Consider the following 24,900-nt stretch of genomic DNA (forward strand, 5'->3'; position numbering starts at 1 on the left):
CGTATACGAGAATCAGGGCACTACCGCCGTACGACTGATGCCGCGCTTGCCTAGCCCCGGCTCACACGACCAAACCACCGCCGGTAGATAGGCCTACGCCAGGCAAACTGCGCCCATATCAGGGGCCGCATTAGCGTATCCAGCAGCCCTAGGCCAGTCCGGTACTCCAGATCTTCGGTGATGTAGGTACCACCACCGGGCGCGGGCCGCAGCAAGTGGCGGTGGCGCCAGAACCGCAAGGGCTTCGGTAGTTGCTGGCCTTCATCCACGAAATAGTAGGTGCCATCCGTCTCCACACCGTGGCCAGTAATGAGGCTGGTCCACAATTGGCGCAAGGGCCCCGCGCCTAGCTCCAGGTGCACCTCGTCGCCGCGTCGGCAGCCATCGAAGCGCAGCAGACGAAACGGCGGAAACGGCGGGGCAAGGTCCAAAAACAGCTCTCGGGTGAAGCCAGCCCACACCTGCGCCGGCGGCGCGGCTACGTGGGTACTCATAGTGAAGTACATATGAGGTAGTACCACCGCGGTAAGCTCTTTGTTCAGCTGGTAGCCGCTGTTGGTCTGGCTCGCTCTTGCTTGTTTAACGAGCCTTGATGCAGGATGGCAAAAGAAGCAACTGGATATTTTCCATTATATCCAATTTTTTGTATATATATTTATAGAACAAGGCTTCCATAACAGGGTGCTCATCAGGTACCGTAATTCTTTATTCTGCCATGAAAAACACGAACACCCTTCTTGGTGCTGGCCTGTTGCTAGCAGGTGCTGTTTACTTGCTGGGCTCACGCAAAAAAGGAAACCCAAAGCCCAAAGGATTCCCCAAAGGGGACTCCGACAAGCGATTTACAGAGGAATTCAACCCCAATGCCGGTCAATCCATTCCCGTCTCGGAGGCAACAAAGCTGGCCAAAAAGTATAAGAAGAAATACAAGGACAACACGAGTTCTAACTACTGCAACATCGAGGTCATTGAGGCCATCAGACAAACCACCGACTGCTATGGCATCCGGATTTACCGCACCCTGGACGACGAGGGCCTCCACGGCATTGCCATAGTCGGGGTTGATGAACACGGCGTGGACATCCTCAGCGCCAAAGACAACCTGCCAGTAGCGACGCTGGTAGCCGGCAGCTACGAGAAGTGCCCCTATAATTGCGAAGGAACCCGTCTCACCTAGTGAAGTGGATAGCGGCGCTGCTACTGGCCTAGAAACGATACGTCAGCGTGGGCGTAAGCGTGACCATCTCCAGTGTAGTGACCGAAATCAGGTAGTAGCCGCGCGCCCGCAGGCCCAGCCGGAAGTGCGTGTCAATCGGTCGCGAGTACTCCAGACCGGCCACCACCCCAGCTTCCTCGGAGTAGCTATTGCGGCGGTTAATTTCACTCACAGACAGGTAGCGCCCGGTAGTCAGCGTCTGCGAGGCTGTGGTCATGTAGAGCAGCCCGGCGTGGTATTTCCAGTTGGATTGCGGGCTGAACTGCCGCTCATACACTGCCTGAAAGGCATTATTGATGTAGCGAATGCGCAAGTCGCTTTCCTGCGCATAGCCATACGGGCCTATATACTGGGTGAAGTGAACCGGCTTTGAGTTTACGCTTCGGGTGTACTCCAGCGCCACCGAGCTGCTGGGCGTGAGATGGTAGGCCACTTGTCCGCCGCCCGCTGTACCGAGGAAGTTGGTACGGATATACTCTCCCGAAAATTCCGTTACCTGCGAAGAGGTGAAGAAGTTGCCATTAATACCATAATGGGCCTGCAGAGAAAAACGTCCGGAAGCCGGCGCTGTACTTTGGGCACAAACACTACTCGCCACAAGCGTTGCCCAGCCAGCCACGGCAACAGTCCGCAGCCAAAAAGAAGAAGTCATAGAACACCAGGAATAGGAAATTGGTAATATATCCCTAAACTACTATTCTTCCTGCATAACCCAGCGCCCGTTAGTGGCCTACTGCGGCATAAACCAGTGCACATACCCGCAATTATCGCAGGTGTAGGCCACTGCCGTGGGGTCGAACCAGTCCGATTGGAACAGTTCTGCCGGATCTAGCCGAATGTGCCGCCGCCAGAATCGGTTGTGCCGGCAGATTACGCAGTATAGTACTTGCCCCTTTATTTCAACTCCCACAGGCTTGGGAGCATCAAATAAACCCATCTAGAATAGAATAACTTGGATAGTAAGGAACGGCTAAGATAGTCACCTATCCCAGCAACTCCTCAATATCTTCCTTGGTTAGGCTTTTGATGATGGCCTCGTCGGTGGTTATTAGGTCCGTGACGAGTTGAATTTTCTTGTTCTGCAGGGCCAGGATTTTCTCCTCTACTGTATTCTGCGTGATGAACTTATAGGTAAATACCGTGCGCTGCTGCCCGATGCGGTGGGCGCGGTCTACGGCCTGGGCCTCAACGGCGGGGTTCCACCACGGGTCGAGGATGAACACGTAGTCGGCGGCGGTGAGGTTGAGGCCTACGCCGCCCGCTTTCAGCGAAATCAGAAACACGCGCAGCTCCTCGGTTTTCTGGAAGCGCGCTACCTCCTTGTGCCGGTCTCGGGTGTTGCCATCGAGGTAGGCGTACTCAATCTGGCGCTCATCCAGGGAAGCCCGCACAATATCCAGGTGCTTCACAAACTGACTAAATATCAGCACCTTATGCCCCTCCGATACTACGCTCTTAATCATCCGGATTACCTCGCGCAGCTTCCCCGATTCGTGGGTATAGTCGGCGTCGGCCATGCGGGGGTGGTTGGCAATCTGGCGCAGCTTGGTCAGGCCCTGCAGCAGCATAAACTGGGTGCTGGCCGTGCCGTGCTCCTCAATGCTCTGCAGAATCTTGTTGCGGTAGAAGCTCTTGGTTTCCTCGTAGCAGTGCTGCTGCTCCTCCGTCATGGGGCAGTAGCTCAGGTTCTCGATTTTCTCGGGCAGCTCCGTGGCCACCTGGGCCTTGTGGCGGCGCAGAATAAAGGGCTTGATGAGGGCATGCAGACGCTTCGTCTTGGCTTCATCCTTCCCTTTCTCAATAGGCTTCAGGAATTCCTTTCGGAAAAACGACTGCGACCCGAGTAGGCCAGGGTTGATGAACGACATCTGCGACCAGAGGTCCATGGTGCTGTTTTCCACGGGCGTACCCGTCAGAATCAGGCGGTGGCGCGAGTGTAGGCCACGCACGGCCTGCGAGGTAGTGGAGCTGGGGTTCTTGATGGCCTGCGACTCATCCAGAATCACATAGTCGAACTTGTAGCTTTTCAGCAGTTCGGCATCCAGGCGCACAATGCCGTAGCTGGTCAGCACCACATCGTAGTCCGCGAACTGCTCCACGTTTTTGTCGCGGTAAGTGCCCGTGTAGATGAGCAGCCGTAGGCCAGGCGTAAACTTAAAGGCCTCACTCATCCAGTTATATACCAGCGAAGTAGGCATTACTAGCAACGACGCCGCACCTTTGGCCGCCCCGCTTTCTTTACGCTGCAGCAGCAAGGCCAGCGTCTGGATGGTTTTGCCCAGGCCCATATCATCGGCTAGGCAGCCCCCGAAGTGATAATCCTGCACAAAGTGCAGCCAATTGTAGCCAGCCTTCTGGTAAGGCCGCAGCTGCCCCCGGAAGCCCACCGGCATGGGCTTGTCTTCCACGGTTTCAAACTCGCGCAACTTTTCCAGCTTCCTGCTCATCATCACGGTAGCAAGGTTGCCATTCTGCAGATCTGACACCAGCGCCAGATGGTGCTTGCGCAACATAAGCGTGTGATGGTGCTCCTCGCTGAAGGCAAACAGCTCCAGATATTGCGCAAACCACTCTTCCGGAATGATGGCAATCTGCCCATTCGGCAGCCGGAACTCGTGGCGCTTGTTGAGGATGTATGGGCGCAACCGAATGAAGGGAATTTCAAACTCCCCAAACTGCACCGTGCCGTGCACATCAAACCAGTCGTTGGTTTCCGTGATGCCTACCTGCACCGTAATGGCCCCGATGAAGTAGTCCTTCCCCGAGGTGGTTCCCTGCTGCACCGTGAAGCCCAGGCGCACCAGCTCATCGGCGTGGTTGTGGAGCCAGCGGAAAGCAGTGGCCTTTTCTAACACGGCGCGCCCGTTGCGCACTTCCAGGGCCCGGTCGTGCAGCTCCCCAATGATTTCCTGCTCCCGGTCGAGGTTGCGGATGAGGCGGTGGAAGATATAGCTGTCGTCCTGCTTCTCCAGCTTCACGCACACGCGCTTATCGTAGCCGGTGTGCACGGTATGGTCGCCGTAACGGAAGGAAAGGTCGAAGTGAATGTGGTCGGAAACGGTAGATTCTGCTGTGGCTGTAGCTACCGCAGCACGACGTGCTGGAGCCACCGGAGTGCGGCTCACGCTGGGCTCCAGCGTCATGACGGTGGCGCCCGGAGCATCCGAAAACGTTAGCTGTGGCCTAGCCACGTAACGCTCCGAGCGGATATCGAAGCCGCGGGCATGCACATCAAACGATTCCACCAGCGGTGCCACAAAGCGCTGGAAGTAGCTGTCTTCTACCTGCCGCGGAATAACAATGAACTTCTTGTTCAGGAAGGGCTTCAGCTTCTTGCCATCTACCTCCTTATGGAAGTTGTGCAGCACATCACCCAGCAACAGCCAGGCGGGTTGTTCACTGATTATAACTGCGTTCTTGTATTGAAAATCGAGTTTCTGCCCCTGATACTGTATAGTAGGAAAGTAGTGCGTGCTATCCTCGTTGCGCCGGAAATGGAACAATACCGACGCCGGCTCTGGTGCTACGCTTATTTCGCGCCAGGTGGGCTCACCATCTTTGCCCGTTATAAATACCAGCTTGCCCTGGAGCCGCTCCAGAATCTGGCCCATGCGCTCCTGCACAAACTGACCGATGGTTTCCTGTAGTCCTTTATCGCCTTTTTCGGCGTCGTAAATCTTTAGAAAGAACTCTGCTGGTGTCGCTTTTTTCGGCCAAAACTCCTTGATAACTGCATCCTGCTGCACCTGATCGGTAAGGGCAATTAGCTCAAAATCAATTTCATCCAGGCCATCGGCAAATTCTGGCGCATTTTTAGCGGATACTGTTTGATGCTGAAGCGTGAGCTGCCCGCGCTGGTTGCGCTGCACTACATACGACTCAAACAGGTACCCTAAATACTCATGCTCGAGTAAAGAGTAGACGATTTGAAAAGGCTGTGAAGTCGAAACCTTCATAGTCGGCGGCTAAAGGGCGGCAATGGAAGTAATAATAATCGCTAAATAGCCGATTTTTTCACGAATAGTAAAATACATTCCAAGAATAGTTACATTATCCAGACCAACTACCTCTCAAGGCAGCCTAACACACCTTGTGAGTAGACGAAGATAAACGCCTTTCTTAGGTAAAATCACATCAACCCGAAAGGTTTCTATAAAAACCGAGAGGGCACACAGATGTTTTTGCCTGAATTATAGACACTTATACCTAAATGCGCTCCTCTTTAGGAATTGTCTTAAGTGATGGTGCGCTCGTAGAGCTCAACCGTTATAGCTCAACCGTAACCTAGGCCTATAGGTTATCTCTCACATCCAAATGTGAAGCGTTCAGGGCTGGTCGGATAGAGACGGAGATGGTAATAATAATGATAGCAATAGCGGTCAGGGCGATATCGGCCGCCTGCATCTTCACAGGGTAAGAATCGACTACGCTAGTAGCCATACCCATGCTCACCAGGCCAAAAGTCTGCTGGGCCCAGCATATGCTCACGCCTAGCACTAGGCCAGTTATGGCCCCCACTAAGGCTACAATGGCGCCTTCAAACAGGAAGATGTTGCGCACCGTACGGGTGCTGGCACCCATGGCCATGAGCACGGCAATATCCTTGCGCTTGTCAATCACAAGCATCGACAGCGAAAAGAAGATATTGAGGGAGGCAATGAGCAAAATGAAGGCGAACGTGATGAACACGAACATCTTTTCTACTTTGATGGCCTTCAGTAAGCTCACGTGCTGCTCATCCGAATCAAGCACTTTGAAGCCGGAGCCCAGCTGCTTCTTTAGCGCTCCTTTTACGTCACTGACGCTGTTGCCTTTGCGCACTTTCACCTCCAGGGAGGTGCGCCGGTTGCCGTATTTCAGCAGTTCCTGCGCAAAGTCAAGCGGCACATAGATGTAGCTGTCATCAATGTGCTGCTCAATCAAGAAAACGCCACCAGCCAGAATACTTTGCTCATTGAAAGCCGTTTCGGGGTTCATCGACAGCGCTTTCTTACCCGTGTTGTTGGGGTACAGCAGGCGCATAGGAGAGAAACGGTTGTTGAGCGTGATGCTCAATTCGTGCTGCACGCCCGCACCCAGCAGGGCATAGCTGGCGCCGTCGCGGTGCAGGCGGTGGTCGCCATCCACAATGGCCGAATCGATGTTGCTTTGGTAGTGGTAGTTATCGGAAACGCCTTTCATCTTGACCACCATCTGGCGGTCGTGGTACTGGAGCAGGGCGTTGTCCTCAATGACTTGGGTAACCAGGGCCACTCCGCGCGTAGTGGTCAGGCGCGTGAGCAGCGGGGCCTTTACCTCAAACGACTTTCCCTCCACAGCCGTCACAACCAAATCGGGGTCAGACTTGCCGTAAAGACTGCGCACCAGATCCTCCAGCCCATTGAACACGGACAGCACGATGATCAACGCCATAGTGCCCACCGCCACGCCAATCATGGAGATGTTCGATATGATGCTGATAATGTTGCGCTTCTTCTTCGAGAGAAAATAACGCCGGGCAATGAGCAAGGGTACGTTCACGTGCGGGGCGCGGAGAGGCGGAGCTGGTGAAAAGGCGGAATACGACTAAATAGGACTCAACTAGACTGGACCAAGATACGCCGCCAAACGCAAAAGGTCTATTTCCAGGCTTTCACGATGAGGCCCGTGCCGGAGTCGTGCTTGGTATTGGCATCGAACCAGTTCAGCAACAGGCAGAACGGAAACGTAACCAGATAATAGAAGGGCAGCAGCACGAAAAACCATTTGGAGTAGCCAAGCATGAGGATAGGGTACTTCATGCTAAGGCGCCACGAAACCTGGCCGGGCTCACCATAGCTGTACTGCGCCTCAATGCGCTCAAAGCCGGCCGTACGGAGCTTCTGCTGAATCTCGTGGATGTTGTAGCCATCGCGCACGTGCTCCTCAATGAAGCTGGTTTCGCCATCGGCGTGCACATCGGAGCCGCCCTGGTCAGAGGGGGTGGAAATGAGCAGCATGCCGCCATCCTTGAGGGAGGCGTGAATGTTACGAAACACTTCCACATCTTCCAGAATGTGCTCCATTACATCCACGGACAGGGCCAGATCGAAGGTGTTGGGCTGCTGATACAGCACCAGATCCTGCACGGCAAACTGGGCGTTGGTGCGGCCTATCTGCCGGAAGAAGCGGTTGGAGTCGGCCACCTGCTCGTCCTTCACATCTACGGCCAGAATTTCCCACTTCTTGCTCAGGCCCGACATCCAGTAGGTGTACTGTCCGTAGCCGGAACCAGCGTCGAGGATGCTTATGGCTTCCTCAGTGCGGCCTTTCGACCACTTCCGCAACTCGCGGTGCACGTGCCAAGTGCGGAGCAGCAACAAATCCAGCAGATGATAGAAGATGCGCCGCAACAGCGGAGTGCGGTTGAAGACTTCGCCGAGCGACTTCTTAATCGGGTCGTAGTACAAGGAGGTGAAATTGTGAGTTTGTGAAGTTGTGAAGTTGTGGATTGATGAAGTGTAGAGAGGAAGTTCAGCACACTGGCTTACTGGCCTTTCGCAACTTCACAAACTCACAAGTTCACCTTAGCTACTCGTCTTCGTCGGCGAACAGCTTGGGACGCTGGGGCTTTTGGCCGTCGGTGTCGGTATCGGACTCGCCTTCGGCGGGGGCCGGCGGAATGTGCAGGTCGCCGAACACTTTGTCCATGTGGGCCGCGTAGGCCGCCGAGTCATCAATGAAGAACTGCAGGTCGGGCACAATGCGCAGCTGCTTGCCTACACGCTTGGCCAGGGCCTGCCGAATCACCTTTACGTTATCCTCTACCAATACCTGCTGGGCCTGGGCATCTTTGGCCAATAGCAGGCTCAGGTACACGCGGGCCACGCCTAAGTCGGGCGAAACGCGCACCAGGCTAATGCCCGGTGGTAAGCCCGGGAACAAGTGCGGGAGGTCGCGCTGAAATACGGCGGCCAGTTCCTGCTGGAGCAGGCTGGCTACTTTTTGCTGTCGTTTGCTTTCCATAAGAATCCGCAAAGATAGGAAGTTAGGGGCTTGGCAGCGCAGGAAGTTGGCGGAAGGAAGTTGCGACAGACTGGCCTAGGAGCAGCCACGAGCAAAACCTCCGCGATAAGGCTGGTCGTGCTGGTGGCCTAGGCGGTTATCTTTGCCTTGTTCTGGCTGGGCCAAGGTGGCCTAGGCCACCTTTAGCCCGGCCCACTCACGTCTCTTTTTAGCTTCGATCTTCCTTGCTTCAATTTTTTAAAAGCTCGCTGCTCACGCGGCTGTTTGCCCTCGTGGTACTGCTGCTGGCCATCCGGCTTCCGCTGCTGTGGTGGGGCGTGGCTCTCACGCCGGTAGAGCTACACTGCCTGCTGGTGGGCGAGCGGCTACGCGAAGGCGCCCTCCCCTACCGCGACCTGTACGACAGCACGGCTCCCCTGGCGGCGGCGCTGTTTGGGCTGTTGGAATTTGTGGGCAACCGCCCCTTGTGGCTCTACCGCATATTGGCGCTGGCCCTACTCACCCTACAGGCCCTGCGCTTCAACTTTGTGCTGAACCGCGCCGATGTGCATCCGGAGCGCGGCTACGTGGGCGCGCTTACGTATCTGCTGCTGGGCAGCCTCACCTCCGATCTGGATACGTTGTCGCCGCTGCTGCTAGGCCACACTTTTATTGTGGCGGCCCTAAGTGCCCTGTTGCCGACTTCACGGGAGGGCTACGACAACCGCCGCTTGTTTCGGGCGGGTTTTCTGGTGGGCCTGGCCGCGTTGTGCTATCTGCCGCTGGCGCTCTTTCTGCTCGTAGGCCTGTTTGCGGTTATCATCTTCGCGGCCAATTCCTTCAGGAGCTTTCTGCTGCTGGTGTGTGGCTTCCTGTTTCCGTACGCGGTGGCCGGCACGTTCTTTCTCTACACCGATTCCTTGCCGGGCTTCGCGCAGTTTCATCTGCAGCCCACTCTGCTCGGCCTCGTAAATGAAACCGACGGCCTGCCGCTGTGGGTGCTCCTGCGGCTCATGATTCTGCCGGGTGTGCTGCTCTTGCTGGGCCTAGTGCGCAGCTTTACTACCCCGCTGGGTCTGGTTTTCCAGATTAAGTTTCAGCAGCTGATGCTGGTGTGGCTGCTGGCGGCGGCGGCCATGGCTGCCGTTGGGCGCGGTATGGCCACCGGTACGCTGGTGCTGTTCCTGCCCCCGATTACGTATTACTGTCTGTTTTTGTGGCAGAAAGCCCGCCGCGCCTGGGTGCCCGAGGTGCTGCTGCTGGCCGTGCTAGCAACCGTACTCGTAATCCGCTACCGTACTGTTTTGCACTTGGAGCAGGTGCTGCAGATTCCGGCCGAAAGCCGCTATGCCGTACTCCCGAATCCGGCCTACCAGTTTCTGCAGGGCCAGCGCCTGCTGGTGCTGGGCCCCGATCAGCGGCCGTATCTGCAGAACCGCCTGGCCTCGCCTTACCTCGACTGGCAGCTAGGCCAGGTAGATTTCGCGCACCTAAATGAGTACGATGCCGTTTTCCGCCTCGCCCGCAATTTTGAGCAAGCTCCGCCGCGCTACATTATCGATCAGGCGGGCCTGATGCCGGAGCTTCAGTACAAGATACCCGCCATCTTCGGCCGCTACCAGCCCACCAACACAGCGCGGGTGTATCGGTTGCGGTGAGAAGGTGAGTTTAATGTGCTAGTGGCCTAGGCCTGTCATTACGAGCAGCGTGACACAATCCGTCCTTCACATCTGGCCAAGTCCTGACGAAACCAAAAGCCCTTACTTCCACCGTGGAGGTAAGGGCTTTTTAATTGACTAGACGGTGACGCAGTCGGAAAGAAAGATTGCTTCGCTCCGCTCGCAATGACAGCAGGGTGGCCTAGCTCATGCTGAACAGCAAACTCCCCACTTCACAATTTCACCACTTCACCTCTTAGCAGCTGATTTTGTCTACTCTGGTTTGGTGGCGGCCGCCTTCAAAGGCGGTGTTTAGGAACTGGCTTACGATGCCGCGGGCGGTTTCCTCACTGATAAAACGGGCCGGAATGCAGATGATATTGGCGTCGTTGTGCTGGCGGGCCAGGGTGGCCAGTTCTTCTTCCCAGGCAATGGCGGCCCGAATTCCCTGGTGCTTGTTGGCCGTGATACACACGCCGTTAGCGGAGCCGCACACCAAAATGCCGCGCTCGAACTCACCACGCGTGATGGCTGAAGCCAGCGGATGCACAAAGTCAGGATAATCGACGGAGGCGGGAGAATGGGTGCCGAAGTCCTGCACGTCGTAGCCATTATCGCGCAGCCACTGGCCTAGCATCTGCTTATACTCGAAGCCGGCGTGGTCGGAGCCGATAGCAATCCGGTTACTCATGGTAGAGAAAAAATTGGGATGAGGAGGAAGTACAAACGAGAGGGCTGGTCGTGCAACGAAACGTTTACCAGACCAGCCCTTTCGCTAAGCAATTATGTGTTTAAATCAAGCAACACCTTGGTTTTCGACCAGTTGAGCGTTGAGCGAAGCGGTTCGTTTGCGGCCTACCACGCGGGCAATATTGATGCTCAGCTCGTAGAGCAGAATAATAGGAATGGTAACAATGATCTGAGCCGACACATCGGGCGGGGTGATGATGGCCGCCACCACCAGAATCACCACAATAGCGTGCTTGCGATAGACACGCATGATTTCGGGCGTAATCAGACCGGCCTTTGCCAGGAAGAACACAATCATGGGTAACTCAAAGACGAATGCACAGGATAACGACATGGTTGTGAGCGTACTGAGGTAGCTCTGCATGTCGATCTGGTTCTCAATGGTGGGGTCAACCACGTAGCCGGCCAGGAAGTTGATACTCATGGGCGCGGCAATGTAGTAGCCAAACAACAGGCCTAGCGCAAACAACACCGACACGAAAAACACCGCACCCTGTGAATTCTGGCGCTCATGCGGGTACAGGCCCGGCTTGATGAAGCGCCACAGTTCCCAGAACAGATATGGGAAGCCCAGCACCAGGCCTACAATGAAGCTCGTGCTAATGTGCATGGTCAGCTGCCCGCTCATCTCGCGGTTCTGAATCACGAAGCCTACTTTATCAATGCACAGATCGGGTGCTCCGATCCAGGCCCCGAACCGGCAGAACATTTTATAAGTCCAGAAATCGGGGCGAGAAGGGCCCAGAATCAGGTCGTGAAACAGGAACTCCTTGGAGAAAAAGGCACCGGTAGCAAACACCACCACGGCAATAGCCGCTCGGATGATGTGCCACCGCAGCGCTTCCAGGTGGTCTATGAAAGACATTTCGTGCTGGTCGCCCCGCACAGGTTGTTCGGTATTCAAGGGGAAGTAGCGAAAGAGTGAGGTAGTGAAACGGTCAGCCAGTGAGTGTGCTTAGGAAGCCGCCGAAAGACAAACGAAAATAAGGCGAGCCAGGATGCTGCCCGCCTTACTTTCGTTTTGTGCGGCGAGCCAACCCGGCCGCCCTTATCACCTTACGCGAAAAGCGGATACTGCTGCATCCACTCTTGCACTTGGCCCTTTATGCGAGCCAGACGGGCGTCATCGGCGTTGTGGGTGAGCACCTCGTCGATGAACTCCACAATGCGCACCATGTCGGGCTCCCGTAGACCACGCGTGGTAACGGCGGCCGAGCCGATGCGCATGCCGCTGGTCACGAAGGGCGACTTATCATCGAAGGGCACCATGTTTTTGTTGATGGTGATGTCGGCCTTGATGAGCGTGTTCTCGGCGAGCTTGCCCGTGAGGCCTTTGCTGCGCAGGTCAATCAACATCAGGTGGTTATCGGTGCCGCCAGAAATAATCTGGTAGCCGCGCTCCACAAACGCACCGGCCAGGGCCTGCGCATTCTTGATAACCTGGTGGGTATAGTCAGTATACGCGTCGCTGAGAGCTTCACCGAAAGCCACGGCTTTTGCGCCGATAACGTGTTCCAGCGGGCCACCCTGGGTGCCAGGGAATACGCCCGAGTCCAGCAGGGCCGACATCATGCGCAGCTCACCTTTTGGGGTTTTCAGACCAAAGGGGTTCTCGAAGTCTTTACCCAGCATAATCAGGCCGCCCCGGGGGCCGCGCAGGGTTTTGTGGGTGGTAGTGGTTACGATGTGACAGTGATGGAAGGGATTGTTCAGCAAGCCCTTGGCAATGAGGCCGGAAGGGTGCGAAATATCGGCCAGCAACAGGGCACCTACTTCGTCGGCGGCTTCGCGCAGGGCTTTGTAGTCCCAGTCGCGGGAGTAAGCCGAGGCACCGCAGATGATAAGCTTGGGCTGCTCGCGGCGGGCAGTTTCCTTTACTTTCTCCCAATCGATGAGGCCGGTTTCGGGCTCCACACCATAGAAGGAAGGCTTATACAGCTTGCCCGAGAAGTTCACCGACGAGCCGTGGGTGAGGTGGCCGCCGTGGCTCAGGTCGAAACCGAGAATTTTGTCGCCGGGGTTGAGGATGGCCAGCATTACGGCCGCGTTGGCCTGGGCGCCGGAGTGCGGCTGCACGTTCACCCACTCCACGCCAAACAGCTCCTTGGCGCGGTCAATGGCCAGCTGCTCAATCTGGTCCACAATTTCGCAGCCACCGTAGTAGCGCTTGCCGGGCAGGCCCTCGGCGTATTTGTTGGTGAGGATGGAGCCTTGCGCCCGCATCACTTGCTCCGAAACATAGTTTTCCGAAGCAATCAATTCTATACCGTGGGTTTGCCGCTCTTTCTCCTTCTGAATCAGGTCGAAGACGGCGGTGTCAAGGGCGAGGGTGGTGGCTTGCGTTTCCATATGTTCAAAGGTAGGGGATCAATGGTGAAGTTGTGAAATGGTAAAGTGGTGAGTTTCCCGCGTAGTGCACCTAGGCCACTCGAATGGCAAACTCACCACCTCACCATTTCACAACTTCACCGCTGTTCCGCTTATCTTGCCGTCATGAACTCTTCCCAGCAGTTAGCCGAAGTCCTGACCAGCCTGCGTATCGGCAACCAGTCGTTTCTGATCAGCTTCTATGAGCAGAACCGCGACCTGTTTGCGCGCTGGGCCCGGCGCCAGCACTCCATTAATTCGGCGGAGGCCTACGAGCTTCTCCGGACGGTGCTGGTAGAGTTCTACGACCAAGTGCTGGACGGGCGCCTCACCAAGCTCCCTCCCGACTTAAGGGCCTACGTTTATGGCATGGCCGATGAGCAGGTGCGCGTAGCCCGCACCACCGCTGTGCTGCCCGTGGCGGAGGCCAGCCGCCGCCGAGACCTGCTAGGCCTGTTCGCGCAGCTCGGCACCGACTGCCAGAAGGTGCTCATGTATTTTTACTTCCGCGGCTACAATTTTGAAAAAGTGGCCGGCAAGATGGGCTTCGCTAATGCTACAGTGGCACGCCTGCAGAAGTCGGCGTGCCTGCGTAAGCTCTACGAGCTGCGGTTGCGGGTAGAGCAGCCCGCTGCGTAGCGCACGGCTGCTTGCTTCTGTGTAGCTTAGCCCCTGATTTACTCTCTTGTTGCTTCCGTGCCGGTATCGGCACTTCTATTCTCTTGGTTCCGCATGACGTCATCGTCTCCCGACATACGCCCTTATCTCGAAGAGCTAGAGCGCTTTGCCGATGGGCAGATGTCCGTGGCCGAACAGGAAGCATTTGAACACCGCCTGGAGCAGGAACCAGTACTGAGCCAGGCATTTCAGGCCTACGAGCAGCTCACGGCCGATTTGCGCTGGGTAGCCGGCCACGAAACCCTGCGGCTGCGCCTCCAATCTCTGGACCGCCGCCTCGACCAGCGAAGCGAAGCTTTGGCGCGCATCCGGCGCAAGCAGCGCAAAACGCAAATACGCTGGGGCCTAGTAGCAGGTATTGCCGCCGCTGTTTTGCTGGCCCTCTGGCTGGTACTCCGCCCCGCTAGCTCCTCGTTGGAAGCCTCCTGGACGCAATATTACGTGCCCGATGCAGGGTTGCCTAGTGCGGCTATTCGGGAAGACAGGCAGCCGTTGCTGGCGGAGGCTATGAGCCAGTACCAGGCCGGGCGCTACCCCAATGCCCTGCACGCCCTTCGGCGCATACCTACCAGCACGCTAGGCCAGGATACCCTGCTGTACTACACGGGCATTTTTCTGCTGAGCCAAGGCCAGGAAGAAGCGGAGAAAACCCAGGAAGCCCAAACCTATCTGAGGCGGGTGGCGCAGCAACCAGGCTCGGCACTAGCCGCCAAAGCCCGCTACCACCTGGGCATGGCCTACTGGCGCAACCAGCAGCCCGAACAGGCCCAGACAACCCTGCAGGCCGTAGCCGACGACGCCAGCAACCCTTACCAGCAGGCCGCCCGCCGGATGCTGAAGGCCGAAGTTATTTCCCGCTAGCGGCGCGCAATTGGGTACTCGGCTTCTATATTAGGCTGCAGCATCAACTTAAAGGTATCGAGGTTCAGGGCCGCTAAATGGCTCAGTTCCGGGTTGTGCCGGTACACACAGCCAGTATCCAAGCCAATGGCTTGGGCATGATTGTCTGCGCGGCGCTGCACTTCTTCAGTGGGAGTCGGCACGTGTCCGTGTACCAGACGCTTGCCACCGAGCCGGGAAGCATCAAACACAAATTCCTTGATGTTGAGCATTGTAGGCCAGTCGCGGCGCATCTCAGCGGGCGGCAGGCGGAAGTCGAACCCCGCGTGCACCAGCACGAAATCGGGTAGCTCATACTGATACGGCAAGTCATCGAGCCACTGCAGATAGCGGGCCGGAATGTCCTCGACCTGGCCTACGCCAAAGCCCCGCAACGTCAGCTCTCGGTCAGCGGAAGCCCAGGCCAAATGGTGCAGGCCCCGGGCGGCATCCAGCAGTTCCTGGTCGTGGTTGCCGCGCAGGCATACCACCCGACCACCCCGCCGGGGTAGTTGCATGAGGTAATCCAGCACGCCGCGGCTATCGGGGCCTTTGTTGACGTAGTCGCCCAGCACATACAGCTCATCCTCAGGCCCGAAAATGAGCTTGTGCTCAACTAACTGCTGGAAAGACTGCAGACAGCCGTGAATATCGGTGGTGACGTAGCGGGCCATACGGAACGGGCGGTAAAAGAATGAAAACAGATGTACTAGGCCACTCCGGCCACAAAAAAGCATCTGCTGGGGGCAGATGCTTTTTTGTGTTTGTGCACCCGGCCGTTAGTAGCCAGGCTTGTCGAGGTCAGGCTTGTGCAGATTGCGGTTTGGGTGCCGTAAGCCAGCATCAGTGGCTTCTTGCTCCAGGCGCTCCTCTGTTTCTTCGCTGAGCTGGTTGGCGGGCAAGGCATCGGCTTTGGGTTGGCCGATGTCGGCGGGCCGGTCCTGCTTTTCCTTCGATTCCATATTCTCTTCGCTGCTACGATGTGCCATGATGAGAGGGTGTAAAGGTTGCTGTAAAAACTTAATTAGAACCTGACGCCTAGGCCACTATACCTCAATGCCCGACTCTGCCGCGTTGCGGTCAGTTAGGTCGGCGTTGGTGCCTTGGCGGGCCAGTTCGTCGTTGTTAGGCTGTTGTTGCTCCATCTGGCCCATTCCTACGCGGGAGTTGGGGTTGCGCATTTCGTCTTTGCCAGGCCGGTCGTCGTCGGCATCCAGCTCATCTACCGGCCTACGCGGCTGTAGTTCAGCGTCGCGGTCCTGGGGCAAATCCTGGTTAGGGCGGTCTTCGCGGCCTTCTTCCGAGCTGCGCATGTTGTCGCCGGGGTGCCGGCTTTTATCTGCGTCTTCGTTTACTGATACGGCCGTAATGCCCGATTCACTATCGGTGCCGTAGCCTTCTTTGCCGTCGCGGTTGCCAAAGCCGCCGCGGGCCGATTCATTCTTGGGTGGGTCGGCGCCGGGAATGATGTGTCCGGCGGCAAGCTCCTGGTCAGTGGTGTCGTCGTTGATGACGCGAACGGGGCGTTTATTAGGGTCGATGGCCATGGTAGTGCTCAGATAGAGAGTGGGAGGTCGTACCCTAGGATGTACTGTGGTTTCGGGATTTGGGTTTAGATAGCAGGGGTCTAAAGGCTGTATAAAATTGCCGCCCTGCCCTCTCGCATAGCTTCTATCAACTTGTTTACCTAGTTAATTATCAAGCAACTGGACTACAATCCCCAAAAGCAGTACGCCCGCGCTGCTCCGGTTCAGGAGCAGCGCGGGCGTACTGCAGATTGAGAAAACAGCGCCGGCTAGGCCACCTTCTCCGGTACTTTATAAACTACGGCGTTGATGTTCATGCCGGCACCTACCGAGGCAAACACCAGCGTGTCGCCATCGTTGATTTCGTGCCGATCCATTTTATCGTTCAGCATCAGGTCGAGCAACGTGGGCAAGGTGGCTACCGAAGAGTTACCGAGCCACGAAATCGTCATGGGCATCACATCGGCGGGCACATCCTGTATCTCGTAGAGGCTGTAGAGGCGCTTGAGGATGGCCTCATCCATCTTGCCATTGGCCTGATGAATCAGGATCTTATGAATGCTCTCGAGAGAAACGTGGGCTTTCTTGAGGCAGGACTGAATAGCCTGGGGCACCGTTTTGAGGGCGTACTCATAGAGCTTGCGGCCGTCCATCTTCAGGAACAGGTCGTCGCCTACGTAGTCGGCGTTATACGAGGGGCCCATCCGCAGCAGGTGAGCGGCGCGCTCGGTATCGGAGCGGGTGGTGTGGGCAATGATGCCTACGGGCTCCGTGCTTTCTACGCCTTCCAGCAGGATAGCTCCGGCCCCATCGGCGTAGAGCATGCTGTCCCGGTCGTGGGGGTCAGAAACGCGCGACAGCACTTCGGCCCCAATTACGAGGATGCGTTTGGCATCACCGGAGCGTAGGAAGTAATCGGCCTGAATGACGGCCTGCAGCCAGCCGGGGCAGCCAAACGGCAAGTCGTAGGCCACCGTGAACGGGTTTTCGATGCCGAGCTTGTGCTTGACACGAGCCGCCAGACTAGGCACCATATCCGTGCGCTTGTTCTTTGCCGGCACATCGCCAAAGTTGTGGGCTACAATAATATAGTCCAGCGTTTCTTTATCCGTTCCGGAGGAGCGCAACGCTTCTTCGGCGGCCAGAAAGGCTATATCGGAGGTTACCTGGTCGTCGTTGACATAGCGCCGCGCCGCGATATCCGTGATTTGCTCAAACTTCTCTACTATCTCCTGGCTGGGTTTCTCCAGCTTCTTGCCCGTAGAATCATAAAACGCAGTGTCGCTGAAATCCTGGTTGCTGACGATGCTAGAAGGAATATAGCTTCCTGAGCCAGTGATGACGGAATAAATCCTGGAGGTGTTATTCATGTACTTTTTGAGTGCGGCACTTGTGTCAGTTAATTCAAAAGTAACATAATAAGGGCCTTTTGTGCCCGAACAGCTTGAAGCAATTTACAATTTCAAACTTTTCAAAATAGGACTACTGACCTGGAGTATAACGCAATGAATCTATCAAACACATCATAACCCTTAAAATAACACAGCATTAGCATCTTGTCAGTTATAAACCTTAACTTATCCTTTGAAAATAAATGTCACTTATTCAATATCAACTCTTTTTACATTAAAGCAGGATTAATAGAGCCGTAGGCCACTCCTGCATTTTATTCTGACTTAATGCACCAGTACGGCAGCGTCTTCAGCCACCGCTACGGGCTGCCCCATGATGCGGCGGCCTACTACCTGAATAAGCAGGGCCAGCAGGGCAGAAGCCGCCATAATAGTCACCATGGGCACAGCAGTGTGGGTATTGAACAGGCTCACGCCCAACGAAGCCAGGGCACCAACCGCCATTTGGGTAGCTCCCATGAGCGCAGCCGCACTACCGGCGTTCTTGGCAAATGGCGCAATGGAGAGGGCCGCCGCATTAGGATTGGCAAAGCCCAGGCAGCACAGAAACAGAAAGAGCATCCCGACGGTAGCCTCCACGCCAAACCACCCGAGCGTGGTACCCAGCAAAAACACCAACCCAATAACCGACTGGCATACCATGGCCACCAGCACAATCTGCTCGCTGCGGTAGTAGCGCAGCACCCAGCTATTTACCTGGCTGGAGCCGATGAAACCCACGGAGAGCAGGGCGAAAATCCAGCCGTAGTGCTGGCCGCTCACCCCGAAAATATCCATGAACACAAGGGGCGAGCCGGATACGTAGGCCAGTAGGCCACCAAACGTCATGGCGCCGGTGAAGGCGTAGGTGAAAAACTGCGGATTCTTGAGCACCGTCCAGAAATTGGTGAGGATGGGCTTGGGGTGCAGGGAGTAGGTGGGGTCGGCGGGGTAGCTTTCGGGCAGCCAGAAGAACGCGGCCAGCAGCATCAGGAAACCCATCCCGAACAACACCAGAAACACCGACTGCCAGCCGAAAGCCGCCACCATGTAGCCGCCCACGGTGGGCGCCAGCATCGGCGAAACGCTGATAACCAGGGAGAGGAGGGCAAACACTTTAGCGCTGTCTTTCACCGGAAACAGGTCGCGGACCATGGCCACCGAGGCTACGGTGGCCGCGCAGCTGCCCAGCGCCTGCACGAAGCGCAGGGCAATGAGAGAATCGATAGAATGGGCCGCGAAACAGCCCACCGAAGCCAGCACGTAGAGCAGCAGCCCTATATAAAGCGGTTTTTTGCGCCCGAAACGATCCAGTAGCGGCCCATAGAGCAATTGCCCAGCCGAAACGCCCACAAAGAAGCTGGAGAGGGAAAGCGAAACCTGCGCTACATCGGTGTGCAGATCCTGGGCAATGGCCGGGAAGCCCGGCAGGTACATGTCAATAGAAAACGGCCCGAGCGCCGACAGGGTGCCCAGGATCAGAATCAGGAAAAAGTAACGTTGCTTGCTCATGCGGGCGGCGACAGGTGCGCCAGTTTGATGGGGCTGCTGGCAAAATGCTGCCAGGCCCGGCTTAAGAATATTGGGCTCTACAAGGAAATTAGCGCCAAGATTGTTCACGCTACCCGATAGAAACTACCTGGGCTCCCGAAATCTATACCACGCATCAAGCTGCAGCAACGGATTCAGTGTCAGCAGAATACTCACAGAAAAACTGCTTCACTTGCCAGCGAACTGGTTAGCTTGGCCTACCGCCGGACACTGTATACCTCACGAAAAAAATTTCCTGGGACAGGCCTAGTGAGTGGCCTACAGCGCGCTTTGCCCTTTCTGATCCACGAAGCGGGCAATGGCGTTGCCGATGTGCCCATACATGCCGGCCGCCACGCTAGCCATTTCCTCGTAGCGAGAACGGCGGTAGGCCAGGGCAGAATCTGTGTGCGGACTTTCCTCCCACTCCGCCAGGGCCGTGAGGGTATCGAGGCGGGTTAGAGAGTCGGCAATGGCAATGTAGATATCGGGCCACAGGGCCGGGATAGGTAGCGTAGCATCTTCCAGCACCACCTGCAGCTCCAACAGGCGCATGGCTACGGCAGCCAGGCTGACGAGCACGGCCTTCTCTTCCTCCGAGAACGGACGCGGCTGCCGGTCGATGATGGCCAGGGCCCCGATGGCCTCTCCCGCGCTTGTGCGCAAAGGGTGCCCGGCATAGAATTGTAGTTCCAGCTGGTGCATGGCGTCGGTATTGACTAGGGCACACAGGTTTTGCTGCCAGTCTTCGTACACCGTTGTTTCTTCCTGCAGGATGGCCACGGAGCACAGGCTATCTGCCCGAGGAACCTGCCCGGTGCCGGCTAGGCCGGTTTGGGCTTTGAACCATACTGCATCGGCTTCTACTAAGGAGATAACGGCAATAGGAACGCCGAACAGCTTGGCCGTCACGCGAATAAACTCCTCAAAAAAGGGCGCCGTGCCGCGTACCTGATACGGACGCAATGCCTCCAGGCGCTGCATTTCATTGAGGGGCAGCAAAGAATCTGGGAGAGGCATAGCAACTGGCAACGCCGCTATTAGGTAGAGCGCTGGTACGGCAAAGGTAGCCAGTAAAACAGTGGGGGCCGCCGCGCACTGGCCTAGAAAGTCAGAAATATTGCCTTTAACCAGCAGCAGTATAGCCAGGCAATGGTCTATCATTCAAAAACTTGCGGTTAGATCAGAAAGCTGAACAGTTGCTTTAGGAGCGGCGGCTTTGGGGTCTGCCGCCTATCTTGGGGCTTTAGTGCGCACCATCTCTAGGCCTATCGACTATGTGGACAGAACACGACAACGCGCTTACCCGCTCCTTCCGCTTCAAGGATTTTCAGGCGGCCTTCAGTTTCATGACCGATGTGGCCGAGGAGGCCGAGTACCAGGAACACCACCCGTGGTGGAGCAACGAGTACAACGTGGTGAACTTCCGGCTGCGCACCCACAGCGCGGGCTACAAGGTCACGGACAAAGACCATAAGCTCGCTACCGCCATCGATAAGCTGGCCCTGGCCTACGACGGTCAGCCCCAGGACGCATAAGGCGGACTAGGCGGTAAGTGTCTCCTCCTGGAAATGCGGGCACCCAAAGCCCCTTACCTTTGCGTCTATGTCTGATACTTCTGCCGTCCCGACCGTTCTGTACCTGGTGCCCACGCCCATTGGCAATCTGGAGGATATTACGCTGCGCGCCATTCGGGTGCTGGGCGAAGTAGATACCGTGTTGGCCGAAGACACCCGCACCAGTGGCCGCTTGCTGCAGCACCTCGGCCTGAAAAAGCCCATGCTCAGCTACCACCTCCACAACGAGCACCAGACCGTGCAGCGCCTGCTGGAGCGCCTGCAAAAGGGCGAAACCATGGCGCTGGTATCGGATGCGGGCACGCCCGGAATTTCGGACCCCGGTTTTTTGTTGGTGCGTGAGTGCCTGGCGAAGGGCCTGAAGGTAGAGTGTCTGCCAGGTGCCACAGCCTTCGTGCCGGCCTTGCTGAAATCGGGGTTTGGGGCCGAGCGGTTTACGTTTGAGGGGTTTCTGCCAGTCAAGAAAGGCCGCCAGACGCGCTTGAAGGAACTGACCCAGGAAACTCGCACTATGATTTTCTACGAGTCGCCGCACCGGATAGTGAAGACCCTGGAGCAGCTAGCCGAAGTGCTGGGCCCGGCCCGCCTGGCCTCCGTAAGCCGGGAGCTGACCAAGCTGTTTGAAGAAACCGTGAACGGCACGCTGCCCGAGCTGGCCGCCAACTTTGCGGGCCGCGCCGCCATTAAAGGTGAGATTGTGCTGGTGGTGCAGGGCCGCGAGAAAGAAGAGCGAGTTAAAGAAGACCGTTACGCCAACCACGACGACCGTAGTGCTGACTAAACCAACTTCTCCCGTAGCCCCAGCGGCCGCGGCGACCTTACCTGTTTCCGGACTGGCCTACTGGCTCCCCAGCCTGCTGGCTATGCTGAGCGCTTTCCTGCTGTGGCTGGGCTGGCCCGTGCACCCGGCGCCGTTGGCGCTGGTGCTGCTGGTGGCCTGGGTGCCGTACCTACGCGCGGAGCAGCTACTAACCCAACGCGGAGCCAGCGGCTGGAAGGTGTGGCGCTACACCTACCTCACGCTGGTACTCTGGAACCTGTTCACTACGTACTGGGTGAGCTACAGCACGTTAGGCGGTGGCATTGCGGCCGTAGTCTGCAATGCGCTCATGCTGAGCGCGCCCGTTATGGCGTTTTATCACACCAAGAAGCGCCTAGGCCACCTCATCGGCTACCTCTCGCTGCCCATCTACTGGATTGCCTTCGAGCAGCTGCACCTGCACTGGTTCCTGACCTGGCCCTGGCTGACACTCGGCAACGGCTTCGCGCAGGCCAACCAACTGGTGCAGTGGTATGAATACACCGGCTTCCTGGGCGGCTCCGTCTGGATTTGGGCGACGAACCTGCTGGTATTTGGGGCGTGGTTTGGCTTTACTCGGTCTGCTAGGCCACTTGCTGATGGAAGCAGCCCGGCCGCTACTGGCCTACGCCTGAAATGGTACTGGCCCGCACTGGCAATTCTGCTGCCGATTGGCCTCTCCTACCTTATCGGGAGCCAATACCAGGAGAAAGGCCCCACGGCTGAAGTGCTGGTGATTCAGCCGAATGTCGATCCGTTTGAGGAGAAGTTTGAAGGCGGCTCCCGCTTCATCCCGCACACGGAGCAGATTACGCGCCTGCTCACGCTCACCGAACAGAACCTGACGCCCCAAACCAAAGTGGTGTTCTGGCCCGAAACCTCTCTGGATGAAGTGTACCCTGAGGAAGTATTCAGCTTCAACCCCAACGCCCAGCGCCTCCAGCTGTGGCTGGCCCAGCATCCTGGCATAGAGCTAATTACGGGCCTCACCTCCGCTGTACGCTACGACTCTAAAGAAACCGCCAGCCCCACGGCGCGCTTCCGCGAAGGCACCGGCTATTATGATCTATTCAATGCTGCTGTGCACCTGCGCGGGGCGGCAGCTCCACCCGAGTTCTACCATAAGTCGCGGTTGGTGCCGGGCGTGGAGGGCGTGCCGCCATGGCTCTCGGCCTTCGTGATTGATTTGGGCGGCGCGGCCGGTGGCCTAGGCTCGCAGCCTGACCGCACGGTGTACAAAACCGCCGACCCGAACTTGCGCATCGGCCCGATTATCTGCTACGAATCGGTGTACGGCGACTTTGTGCGCGACTACGTGAAGAACGGCGCCACGCTGCTGGGCATCATCACCAACGACGGCTGGTGGTCCGACACGCCGGGCCACGAGCAGCATTTGCAGTACGCCACGCTGCGCGCCATTGAAACCCGCCGCGACATTGCCCGTTCAGCCAACACCGGCATTTCGGGCTTCATCAACCAGAAAGGCGAAATCACGCAGCGCACTGGCTGGTGGGTGCAGGCGGCCAGTCGCGCTACCGTGCACCTGAACACCGAAGAGACGTTCTACGTCCGCTATGGCGAGCTGATTGGGCCTACCATGCAGGTGCTGGCCTTCCTGCTAATTGTGCTGACGGGCGTGCTCAGCCAGCTAAACAAAAAACGTTTGACCGCTTAAGCTGTCTGTCATCCTGAGCTGAGCGCAGCATCTACTCACGCTGCACGACTTGCCTAGCGCCGTGCGCTGACGTGAAATGGCCCGTTGCTGAGCACAGAATGACAGGTTTTTTTAAGCGAATATTTCTTTCCCTTTATGGATTACAATCAACTCAGCTTTCAGCTGGCGGCCGTAACGCGCCACGCGGGCCAATTCATCCGGCAGGAAGCCCTGACCTTCAACCGCAGCCACATCGAGACCAAAGGCGTGCACGACCTGGTGTCGTATGTAGACAAGGAAACCGAAAAGCTGCTGGTAGCGGGCCTGCGCGAAATACTGCCCGAGGCCGGCTTCATCACCGAAGAAGGCACCGAAGGCGCCGACCGCCTCGAAGGCTATAACTGGATTATTGACCCCCTGGATGGCACTACCAACTTCGTGCACGGCCTGCCGGTGTACTGCGTAAGCGTAGGCCTCATTCATCACGAGGAGCTGGTGGCGGGCGTGGTGTACGAGGTAGTCCGCGATGAGTGTTTCCGGGCCGCGAAAGGCGCCGGAGCCTTCTGCAACGAGATTCCCATCCACGTCACCGACGTTCCTGACCTGAATAACTCCCTCATTGCCACCGGCTTTCCCTACACCGATTTCGGCAAGATGGACGACTACCTGCAGCTGCTGGGTGCCTTCATGCGCCGTTCGCACGGCGTGCGCCGCGTAGGCTCCGCCGCCGCCGACCTAGCCTACGTAGCCGCTGGCCGCTTTGAGGGCTTCTTCGAGTTCAACCTCAACTCCTACGATGTTGCCGCTGGCATTCTGTTGGTGCGCGAAGCCGGGGGCCGCGTGACCCAGTTCCTGGAAGATGGTGACCCGCTCTTCGGCCGCGAGGTAGTGGCCAGCAATGGCCTCGTACACCAGGAGATGCAGGATACCATCCGGGAGTTCTGGAAGGAAGAAGTGGCCTAGGCCAGTGGTTGGCCCATCCTGATGCGAAACCCCACCCCAACCCCTCCCCACAGGGAGAGGGGCTTGAATTAGTATTGCAATTGTCAGCTAATATCAGCTAAGTCGTTGTAGTAGTAAAATAAGCCCCTCTCCCCGTGGGGAGGGGTTGGGGTGGGGTGCCTGTCAGACCGCTAGGCCACTTCGCTAAACTTTTCCGTTACCGTCGTAGTTTTGTGCTCGTTATGTGGCTACAATATCTCCTCATTGCTCTGCTTTTCGTGGGCGCAGCGTTTTACGTCGGACGCTTGTTTTGGCGCGCTTTCTTCGATAAAACTGCCGCGGGCTGTGCCAAAGGGTGCGGCGGTGCCTGCTCCGTTATTGATGTAGACCGCCTGCAGCGCACCATTGAATTAGCTGCCACGAAAGGCGCTGGGCAGTAGCGGCGCGCGTTTCTTCTGCACTTCGGATAACCTGTCCCCGTAGTGGCTACGTATAGCCGGTGCGGGGCTTTTTGTTGGCCCCCTCCCAACCGTACTCTTTCCATTTCCAAAACGCCCCTCCCATGCAAGATAAAGAAGAAGAACGCTCGCTCATCAACGTAGAACGCCAGCTCAACAAGGAGGGCTACACCGAAGATTTTCGCGTGACGGAAGGCCGCTTGCATACGCTCAACAACGAGCGCAATAAGAGCTACGCCCCCAGCGAAGTGACCATCGTAGACTTTTACCGTTTCGAGGGCGAAAGTGACCCCGATGATATGTCGATTCTATACGCGCTCGAAACCACCGATGGCGTGCGGGGCACGATTTCCTCAGCCTACGGCACCTACGGCGACTCCGACGCGCTGGAGTTCCTGAAGCAGGTAGAAGACCTCGGTAAAAACCTGAGCAAGAAGAACAAGTAAGCACAGCCTTCCTTTTCAGGCACTGCTTTTAGAGTGCGCCGCAATCCACCTGCGGCGCACTCTTGT

At 57.0% G+C, this 24,900-nt stretch carries 25 protein-coding genes; 10 read left to right on the plus strand and 15 right to left on the minus strand.

Going from position 1 to position 24,900, the window contains the following annotated elements; genetic code table 11:
* Positions 1-50: 50 nt before the first annotated feature.
* Positions 51-494, minus strand: a complete 444-nt coding sequence (locus CFT68_RS17690; protein WP_245815433.1) for an SRPBCC family protein — start codon at positions 492-494, stop codon at positions 51-53.
* 221 nt (positions 495-715) lie between these two features.
* On the opposite strand from CFT68_RS17690, the gene CFT68_RS17695 reads away from it, so the two are divergent.
* Positions 716-1,177 carry a hypothetical protein gene (locus tag CFT68_RS17695; protein WP_088844860.1) on the plus strand — a complete coding sequence of 154 codons (462 nt, stop codon included), beginning with the start codon at positions 716-718 and terminating at the stop codon, positions 1,175-1,177.
* Between the two features lie 28 nt (positions 1,178-1,205).
* Here the strand turns inward: CFT68_RS17695 and CFT68_RS17700 are convergent, their stop codons facing one another.
* From CFT68_RS17700 to CFT68_RS17720, 5 genes are all read right to left on the minus strand, one after another.
* Entirely contained in the window at positions 1,206-1,868 is a 663-nt protein-coding gene (locus CFT68_RS17700; RefSeq protein WP_088844862.1) for a hypothetical protein, read from the minus strand.
* A gap of 331 nt (positions 1,869-2,199) precedes the next feature.
* Positions 2,200-5,172 (minus strand): DEAD/DEAH box helicase, encoded by a 2,973-nt coding sequence (locus CFT68_RS17705; RefSeq protein WP_088844863.1) that lies wholly within the window; start codon positions 5,170-5,172, stop codon positions 2,200-2,202.
* 334 nt (positions 5,173-5,506) lie between these two features.
* Positions 5,507-6,736 carry an FtsX-like permease family protein gene (locus CFT68_RS17710; protein ID WP_088844865.1) on the minus strand — a complete coding sequence of 410 codons (1,230 nt, stop codon included), beginning with the start codon at positions 6,734-6,736 and terminating at the stop codon, positions 5,507-5,509.
* 98 nt (positions 6,737-6,834) lie between these two features.
* Complete coding sequence (locus CFT68_RS17715) at positions 6,835-7,644, minus strand: class I SAM-dependent methyltransferase (protein ID WP_088844867.1); 810 nt, start codon at positions 7,642-7,644, stop codon at positions 6,835-6,837.
* Between the two features lie 121 nt (positions 7,645-7,765).
* The gene (locus CFT68_RS17720; protein ID WP_088844869.1) at positions 7,766-8,200 is read right to left on the minus strand and encodes a ribosome-binding factor A; all 435 of its coding nucleotides are present in this window, start codon (positions 8,198-8,200) and stop codon (positions 7,766-7,768) included.
* Positions 8,201-8,424: 224 nt separating this feature from the next.
* Between CFT68_RS17720 and CFT68_RS17725 the strand changes: the two genes are divergently transcribed.
* Positions 8,425-9,837: a hypothetical protein gene (locus tag CFT68_RS17725; RefSeq protein ID WP_088844871.1), complete on the plus strand. Its 1,413-nt coding sequence runs from the start codon at positions 8,425-8,427 to the stop codon at positions 9,835-9,837.
* A gap of 256 nt (positions 9,838-10,093) precedes the next feature.
* Here CFT68_RS17725 and rpiB read toward each other — a convergent pair whose 3' ends face one another.
* The 3 genes from rpiB to CFT68_RS17740 all read right to left on the minus strand — a co-directional run bounded on the left by rpiB (position 10,094) and on the right by CFT68_RS17740 (position 12,936).
* A complete protein-coding gene (gene rpiB / locus CFT68_RS17730) occupies positions 10,094-10,528 on the minus strand; it encodes a ribose 5-phosphate isomerase B (RefSeq protein ID WP_088844873.1) in 435 nt (144 codons plus the stop codon).
* 105 nt (positions 10,529-10,633) lie between these two features.
* Positions 10,634-11,491 (minus strand): twin-arginine translocase subunit TatC, encoded by an 858-nt coding sequence (gene tatC / locus CFT68_RS17735; protein ID WP_317044119.1) that lies wholly within the window; start codon positions 11,489-11,491, stop codon positions 10,634-10,636.
* Between the two features lie 152 nt (positions 11,492-11,643).
* Complete coding sequence (locus CFT68_RS17740; protein ID WP_088844875.1) at positions 11,644-12,936, minus strand: serine hydroxymethyltransferase; 1,293 nt, start codon at positions 12,934-12,936, stop codon at positions 11,644-11,646.
* Positions 12,937-13,080: 144 nt separating this feature from the next.
* Between CFT68_RS17740 and CFT68_RS17745 the strand changes: the two genes are divergently transcribed.
* Positions 13,081-13,593 carry a hypothetical protein gene (locus tag CFT68_RS17745; RefSeq protein WP_088844877.1) on the plus strand — a complete coding sequence of 171 codons (513 nt, stop codon included), beginning with the start codon at positions 13,081-13,083 and terminating at the stop codon, positions 13,591-13,593.
* 93 nt (positions 13,594-13,686) lie between these two features.
* Positions 13,687-14,493, plus strand: a complete 807-nt coding sequence (locus tag CFT68_RS17750; RefSeq protein WP_088844879.1) for a tetratricopeptide repeat protein — start codon at positions 13,687-13,689, stop codon at positions 14,491-14,493.
* Here CFT68_RS17750 and CFT68_RS17755 read toward each other — a convergent pair.
* The 6 genes from CFT68_RS17755 to CFT68_RS17780 form a co-directional block, all read right to left on the minus strand.
* Positions 14,490-15,185, minus strand: coding sequence for a metallophosphoesterase family protein (locus tag CFT68_RS17755; protein WP_170934849.1), 696 nt, complete (start codon positions 15,183-15,185; stop codon positions 14,490-14,492). The two genes, CFT68_RS17750 and CFT68_RS17755, sit on opposite strands and share 4 nt — an antisense overlap.
* Before the next feature lie 105 nt (positions 15,186-15,290).
* A complete protein-coding gene (locus CFT68_RS17760) occupies positions 15,291-15,500 on the minus strand; it encodes a hypothetical protein (RefSeq protein WP_088844883.1) in 210 nt (69 codons plus the stop codon).
* A gap of 57 nt (positions 15,501-15,557) precedes the next feature.
* The gene (locus tag CFT68_RS17765; protein WP_088844884.1) at positions 15,558-16,058 is read right to left on the minus strand and encodes a hypothetical protein; all 501 of its coding nucleotides are present in this window, start codon (positions 16,056-16,058) and stop codon (positions 15,558-15,560) included.
* Between the two features lie 248 nt (positions 16,059-16,306).
* On the minus strand, positions 16,307-17,407 hold the full coding sequence (locus CFT68_RS17770) for a 3-oxoacyl-ACP synthase III family protein (protein WP_088844886.1): 1,101 nt from the start codon (positions 17,405-17,407) through the stop codon (positions 16,307-16,309).
* A 306-nt stretch (positions 17,408-17,713) separates the two neighbouring features.
* Positions 17,714-18,940 (minus strand): multidrug effflux MFS transporter, encoded by a 1,227-nt coding sequence (locus CFT68_RS17775; RefSeq protein ID WP_088845131.1) that lies wholly within the window; start codon positions 18,938-18,940, stop codon positions 17,714-17,716.
* Between the two features lie 297 nt (positions 18,941-19,237).
* Positions 19,238-20,122 carry a GAF domain-containing protein gene (locus tag CFT68_RS17780; protein ID WP_088844888.1) on the minus strand — a complete coding sequence of 295 codons (885 nt, stop codon included), beginning with the start codon at positions 20,120-20,122 and terminating at the stop codon, positions 19,238-19,240.
* Between the two features lie 113 nt (positions 20,123-20,235).
* Here CFT68_RS17780 and CFT68_RS17785 point away from each other — a divergent pair, with 113 nt between their 5' ends.
* The 6 genes from CFT68_RS17785 (at position 20,236) to CFT68_RS17810 (ending at position 24,834) form a co-directional block, all read left to right on the plus strand.
* Entirely contained in the window at positions 20,236-20,496 is a 261-nt protein-coding gene (locus CFT68_RS17785; RefSeq protein WP_088844890.1) for a 4a-hydroxytetrahydrobiopterin dehydratase, read from the plus strand.
* A 67-nt stretch (positions 20,497-20,563) separates the two neighbouring features.
* Positions 20,564-21,316 (plus strand): 16S rRNA (cytidine(1402)-2'-O)-methyltransferase, encoded by a 753-nt coding sequence (gene rsmI / locus CFT68_RS17790; RefSeq protein ID WP_088844892.1) that lies wholly within the window; start codon positions 20,564-20,566, stop codon positions 21,314-21,316.
* Positions 21,306-23,009, plus strand: coding sequence for an apolipoprotein N-acyltransferase (lnt, locus tag CFT68_RS17795; protein WP_245815434.1), 1,704 nt, complete (start codon positions 21,306-21,308; stop codon positions 23,007-23,009). Before rsmI ends, lnt begins: the two co-directional genes overlap by 11 nt.
* Before the next feature lie 135 nt (positions 23,010-23,144).
* On the plus strand, positions 23,145-23,951 hold the full coding sequence (locus CFT68_RS17800; protein WP_088844895.1) for an inositol monophosphatase family protein: 807 nt from the start codon (positions 23,145-23,147) through the stop codon (positions 23,949-23,951).
* 221 nt (positions 23,952-24,172) lie between these two features.
* Positions 24,173-24,370: a FeoB-associated Cys-rich membrane protein gene (locus CFT68_RS21975; RefSeq protein WP_088844897.1), complete on the plus strand. Its 198-nt coding sequence runs from the start codon at positions 24,173-24,175 to the stop codon at positions 24,368-24,370.
* Positions 24,371-24,492: 122 nt separating this feature from the next.
* Entirely contained in the window at positions 24,493-24,834 is a 342-nt protein-coding gene (locus CFT68_RS17810; protein WP_088844899.1) for a hypothetical protein, read from the plus strand.
* The last annotated feature ends 66 nt before the right edge of the window (positions 24,835-24,900 follow it).

Origin of the sequence: Hymenobacter gelipurpurascens (genome assembly GCF_900187375.1) — a bacterium.
Lineage (GTDB): Bacteria > Bacteroidota > Bacteroidia > Cytophagales > Hymenobacteraceae > Hymenobacter > Hymenobacter gelipurpurascens.

What these genes read in the sequence shown, in the direction of transcription:
- CFT68_RS17690 (WP_245815433.1), bottom strand. Translation starts at nt 494, where the DNA reads ATGAGTACCCACGTAGCCGCGCCGCCGGCGCAGGTGTGGGCTGGCTTC.
- CFT68_RS17695 (WP_088844860.1), top strand. Translation starts at nt 716, where the DNA reads ATGAAAAACACGAACACCCTTCTTGGTGCTGGCCTGTTGCTAGCAGGT.
- CFT68_RS17700 (WP_088844862.1), bottom strand. Translation starts at nt 1,868, where the DNA reads ATGACTTCTTCTTTTTGGCTGCGGACTGTTGCCGTGGCTGGCTGGGCA.
- CFT68_RS17705 (WP_088844863.1), bottom strand. Translation starts at nt 5,172, where the DNA reads ATGAAGGTTTCGACTTCACAGCCTTTTCAAATCGTCTACTCTTTACTC.
- CFT68_RS17720 (WP_088844869.1), bottom strand. Translation starts at nt 8,200, where the DNA reads ATGGAAAGCAAACGACAGCAAAAAGTAGCCAGCCTGCTCCAGCAGGAA.
- rpiB (WP_088844873.1), bottom strand. Translation starts at nt 10,528, where the DNA reads ATGAGTAACCGGATTGCTATCGGCTCCGACCACGCCGGCTTCGAGTAT.
- CFT68_RS17740 (WP_088844875.1), bottom strand. Translation starts at nt 12,936, where the DNA reads ATGGAAACGCAAGCCACCACCCTCGCCCTTGACACCGCCGTCTTCGAC.
- CFT68_RS17745 (WP_088844877.1), top strand. Translation starts at nt 13,081, where the DNA reads ATGAACTCTTCCCAGCAGTTAGCCGAAGTCCTGACCAGCCTGCGTATC.
- CFT68_RS17750 (WP_088844879.1), top strand. Translation starts at nt 13,687, where the DNA reads ATGACGTCATCGTCTCCCGACATACGCCCTTATCTCGAAGAGCTAGAG.
- CFT68_RS17755 (WP_170934849.1), bottom strand. Translation starts at nt 15,185, where the DNA reads ATGGCCCGCTACGTCACCACCGATATTCACGGCTGTCTGCAGTCTTTC.
- CFT68_RS17760 (WP_088844883.1), bottom strand. Translation starts at nt 15,500, where the DNA reads ATGGCACATCGTAGCAGCGAAGAGAATATGGAATCGAAGGAAAAGCAG.
- CFT68_RS17765 (WP_088844884.1), bottom strand. Translation starts at nt 16,058, where the DNA reads ATGGCCATCGACCCTAATAAACGCCCCGTTCGCGTCATCAACGACGAC.
- CFT68_RS17770 (WP_088844886.1), bottom strand. Translation starts at nt 17,407, where the DNA reads ATGAATAACACCTCCAGGATTTATTCCGTCATCACTGGCTCAGGAAGC.
- CFT68_RS17775 (WP_088845131.1), bottom strand. Translation starts at nt 18,940, where the DNA reads ATGAGCAAGCAACGTTACTTTTTCCTGATTCTGATCCTGGGCACCCTG.
- CFT68_RS17780 (WP_088844888.1), bottom strand. Translation starts at nt 20,122, where the DNA reads ATGATAGACCATTGCCTGGCTATACTGCTGCTGGTTAAAGGCAATATT.
- CFT68_RS17785 (WP_088844890.1), top strand. Translation starts at nt 20,236, where the DNA reads ATGTGGACAGAACACGACAACGCGCTTACCCGCTCCTTCCGCTTCAAG.
- rsmI (WP_088844892.1), top strand. Translation starts at nt 20,564, where the DNA reads ATGTCTGATACTTCTGCCGTCCCGACCGTTCTGTACCTGGTGCCCACG.
- CFT68_RS17800 (WP_088844895.1), top strand. Translation starts at nt 23,145, where the DNA reads ATGGATTACAATCAACTCAGCTTTCAGCTGGCGGCCGTAACGCGCCAC.
- CFT68_RS21975 (WP_088844897.1), top strand. Translation starts at nt 24,173, where the DNA reads ATGTGGCTACAATATCTCCTCATTGCTCTGCTTTTCGTGGGCGCAGCG.
- CFT68_RS17810 (WP_088844899.1), top strand. Translation starts at nt 24,493, where the DNA reads ATGCAAGATAAAGAAGAAGAACGCTCGCTCATCAACGTAGAACGCCAG.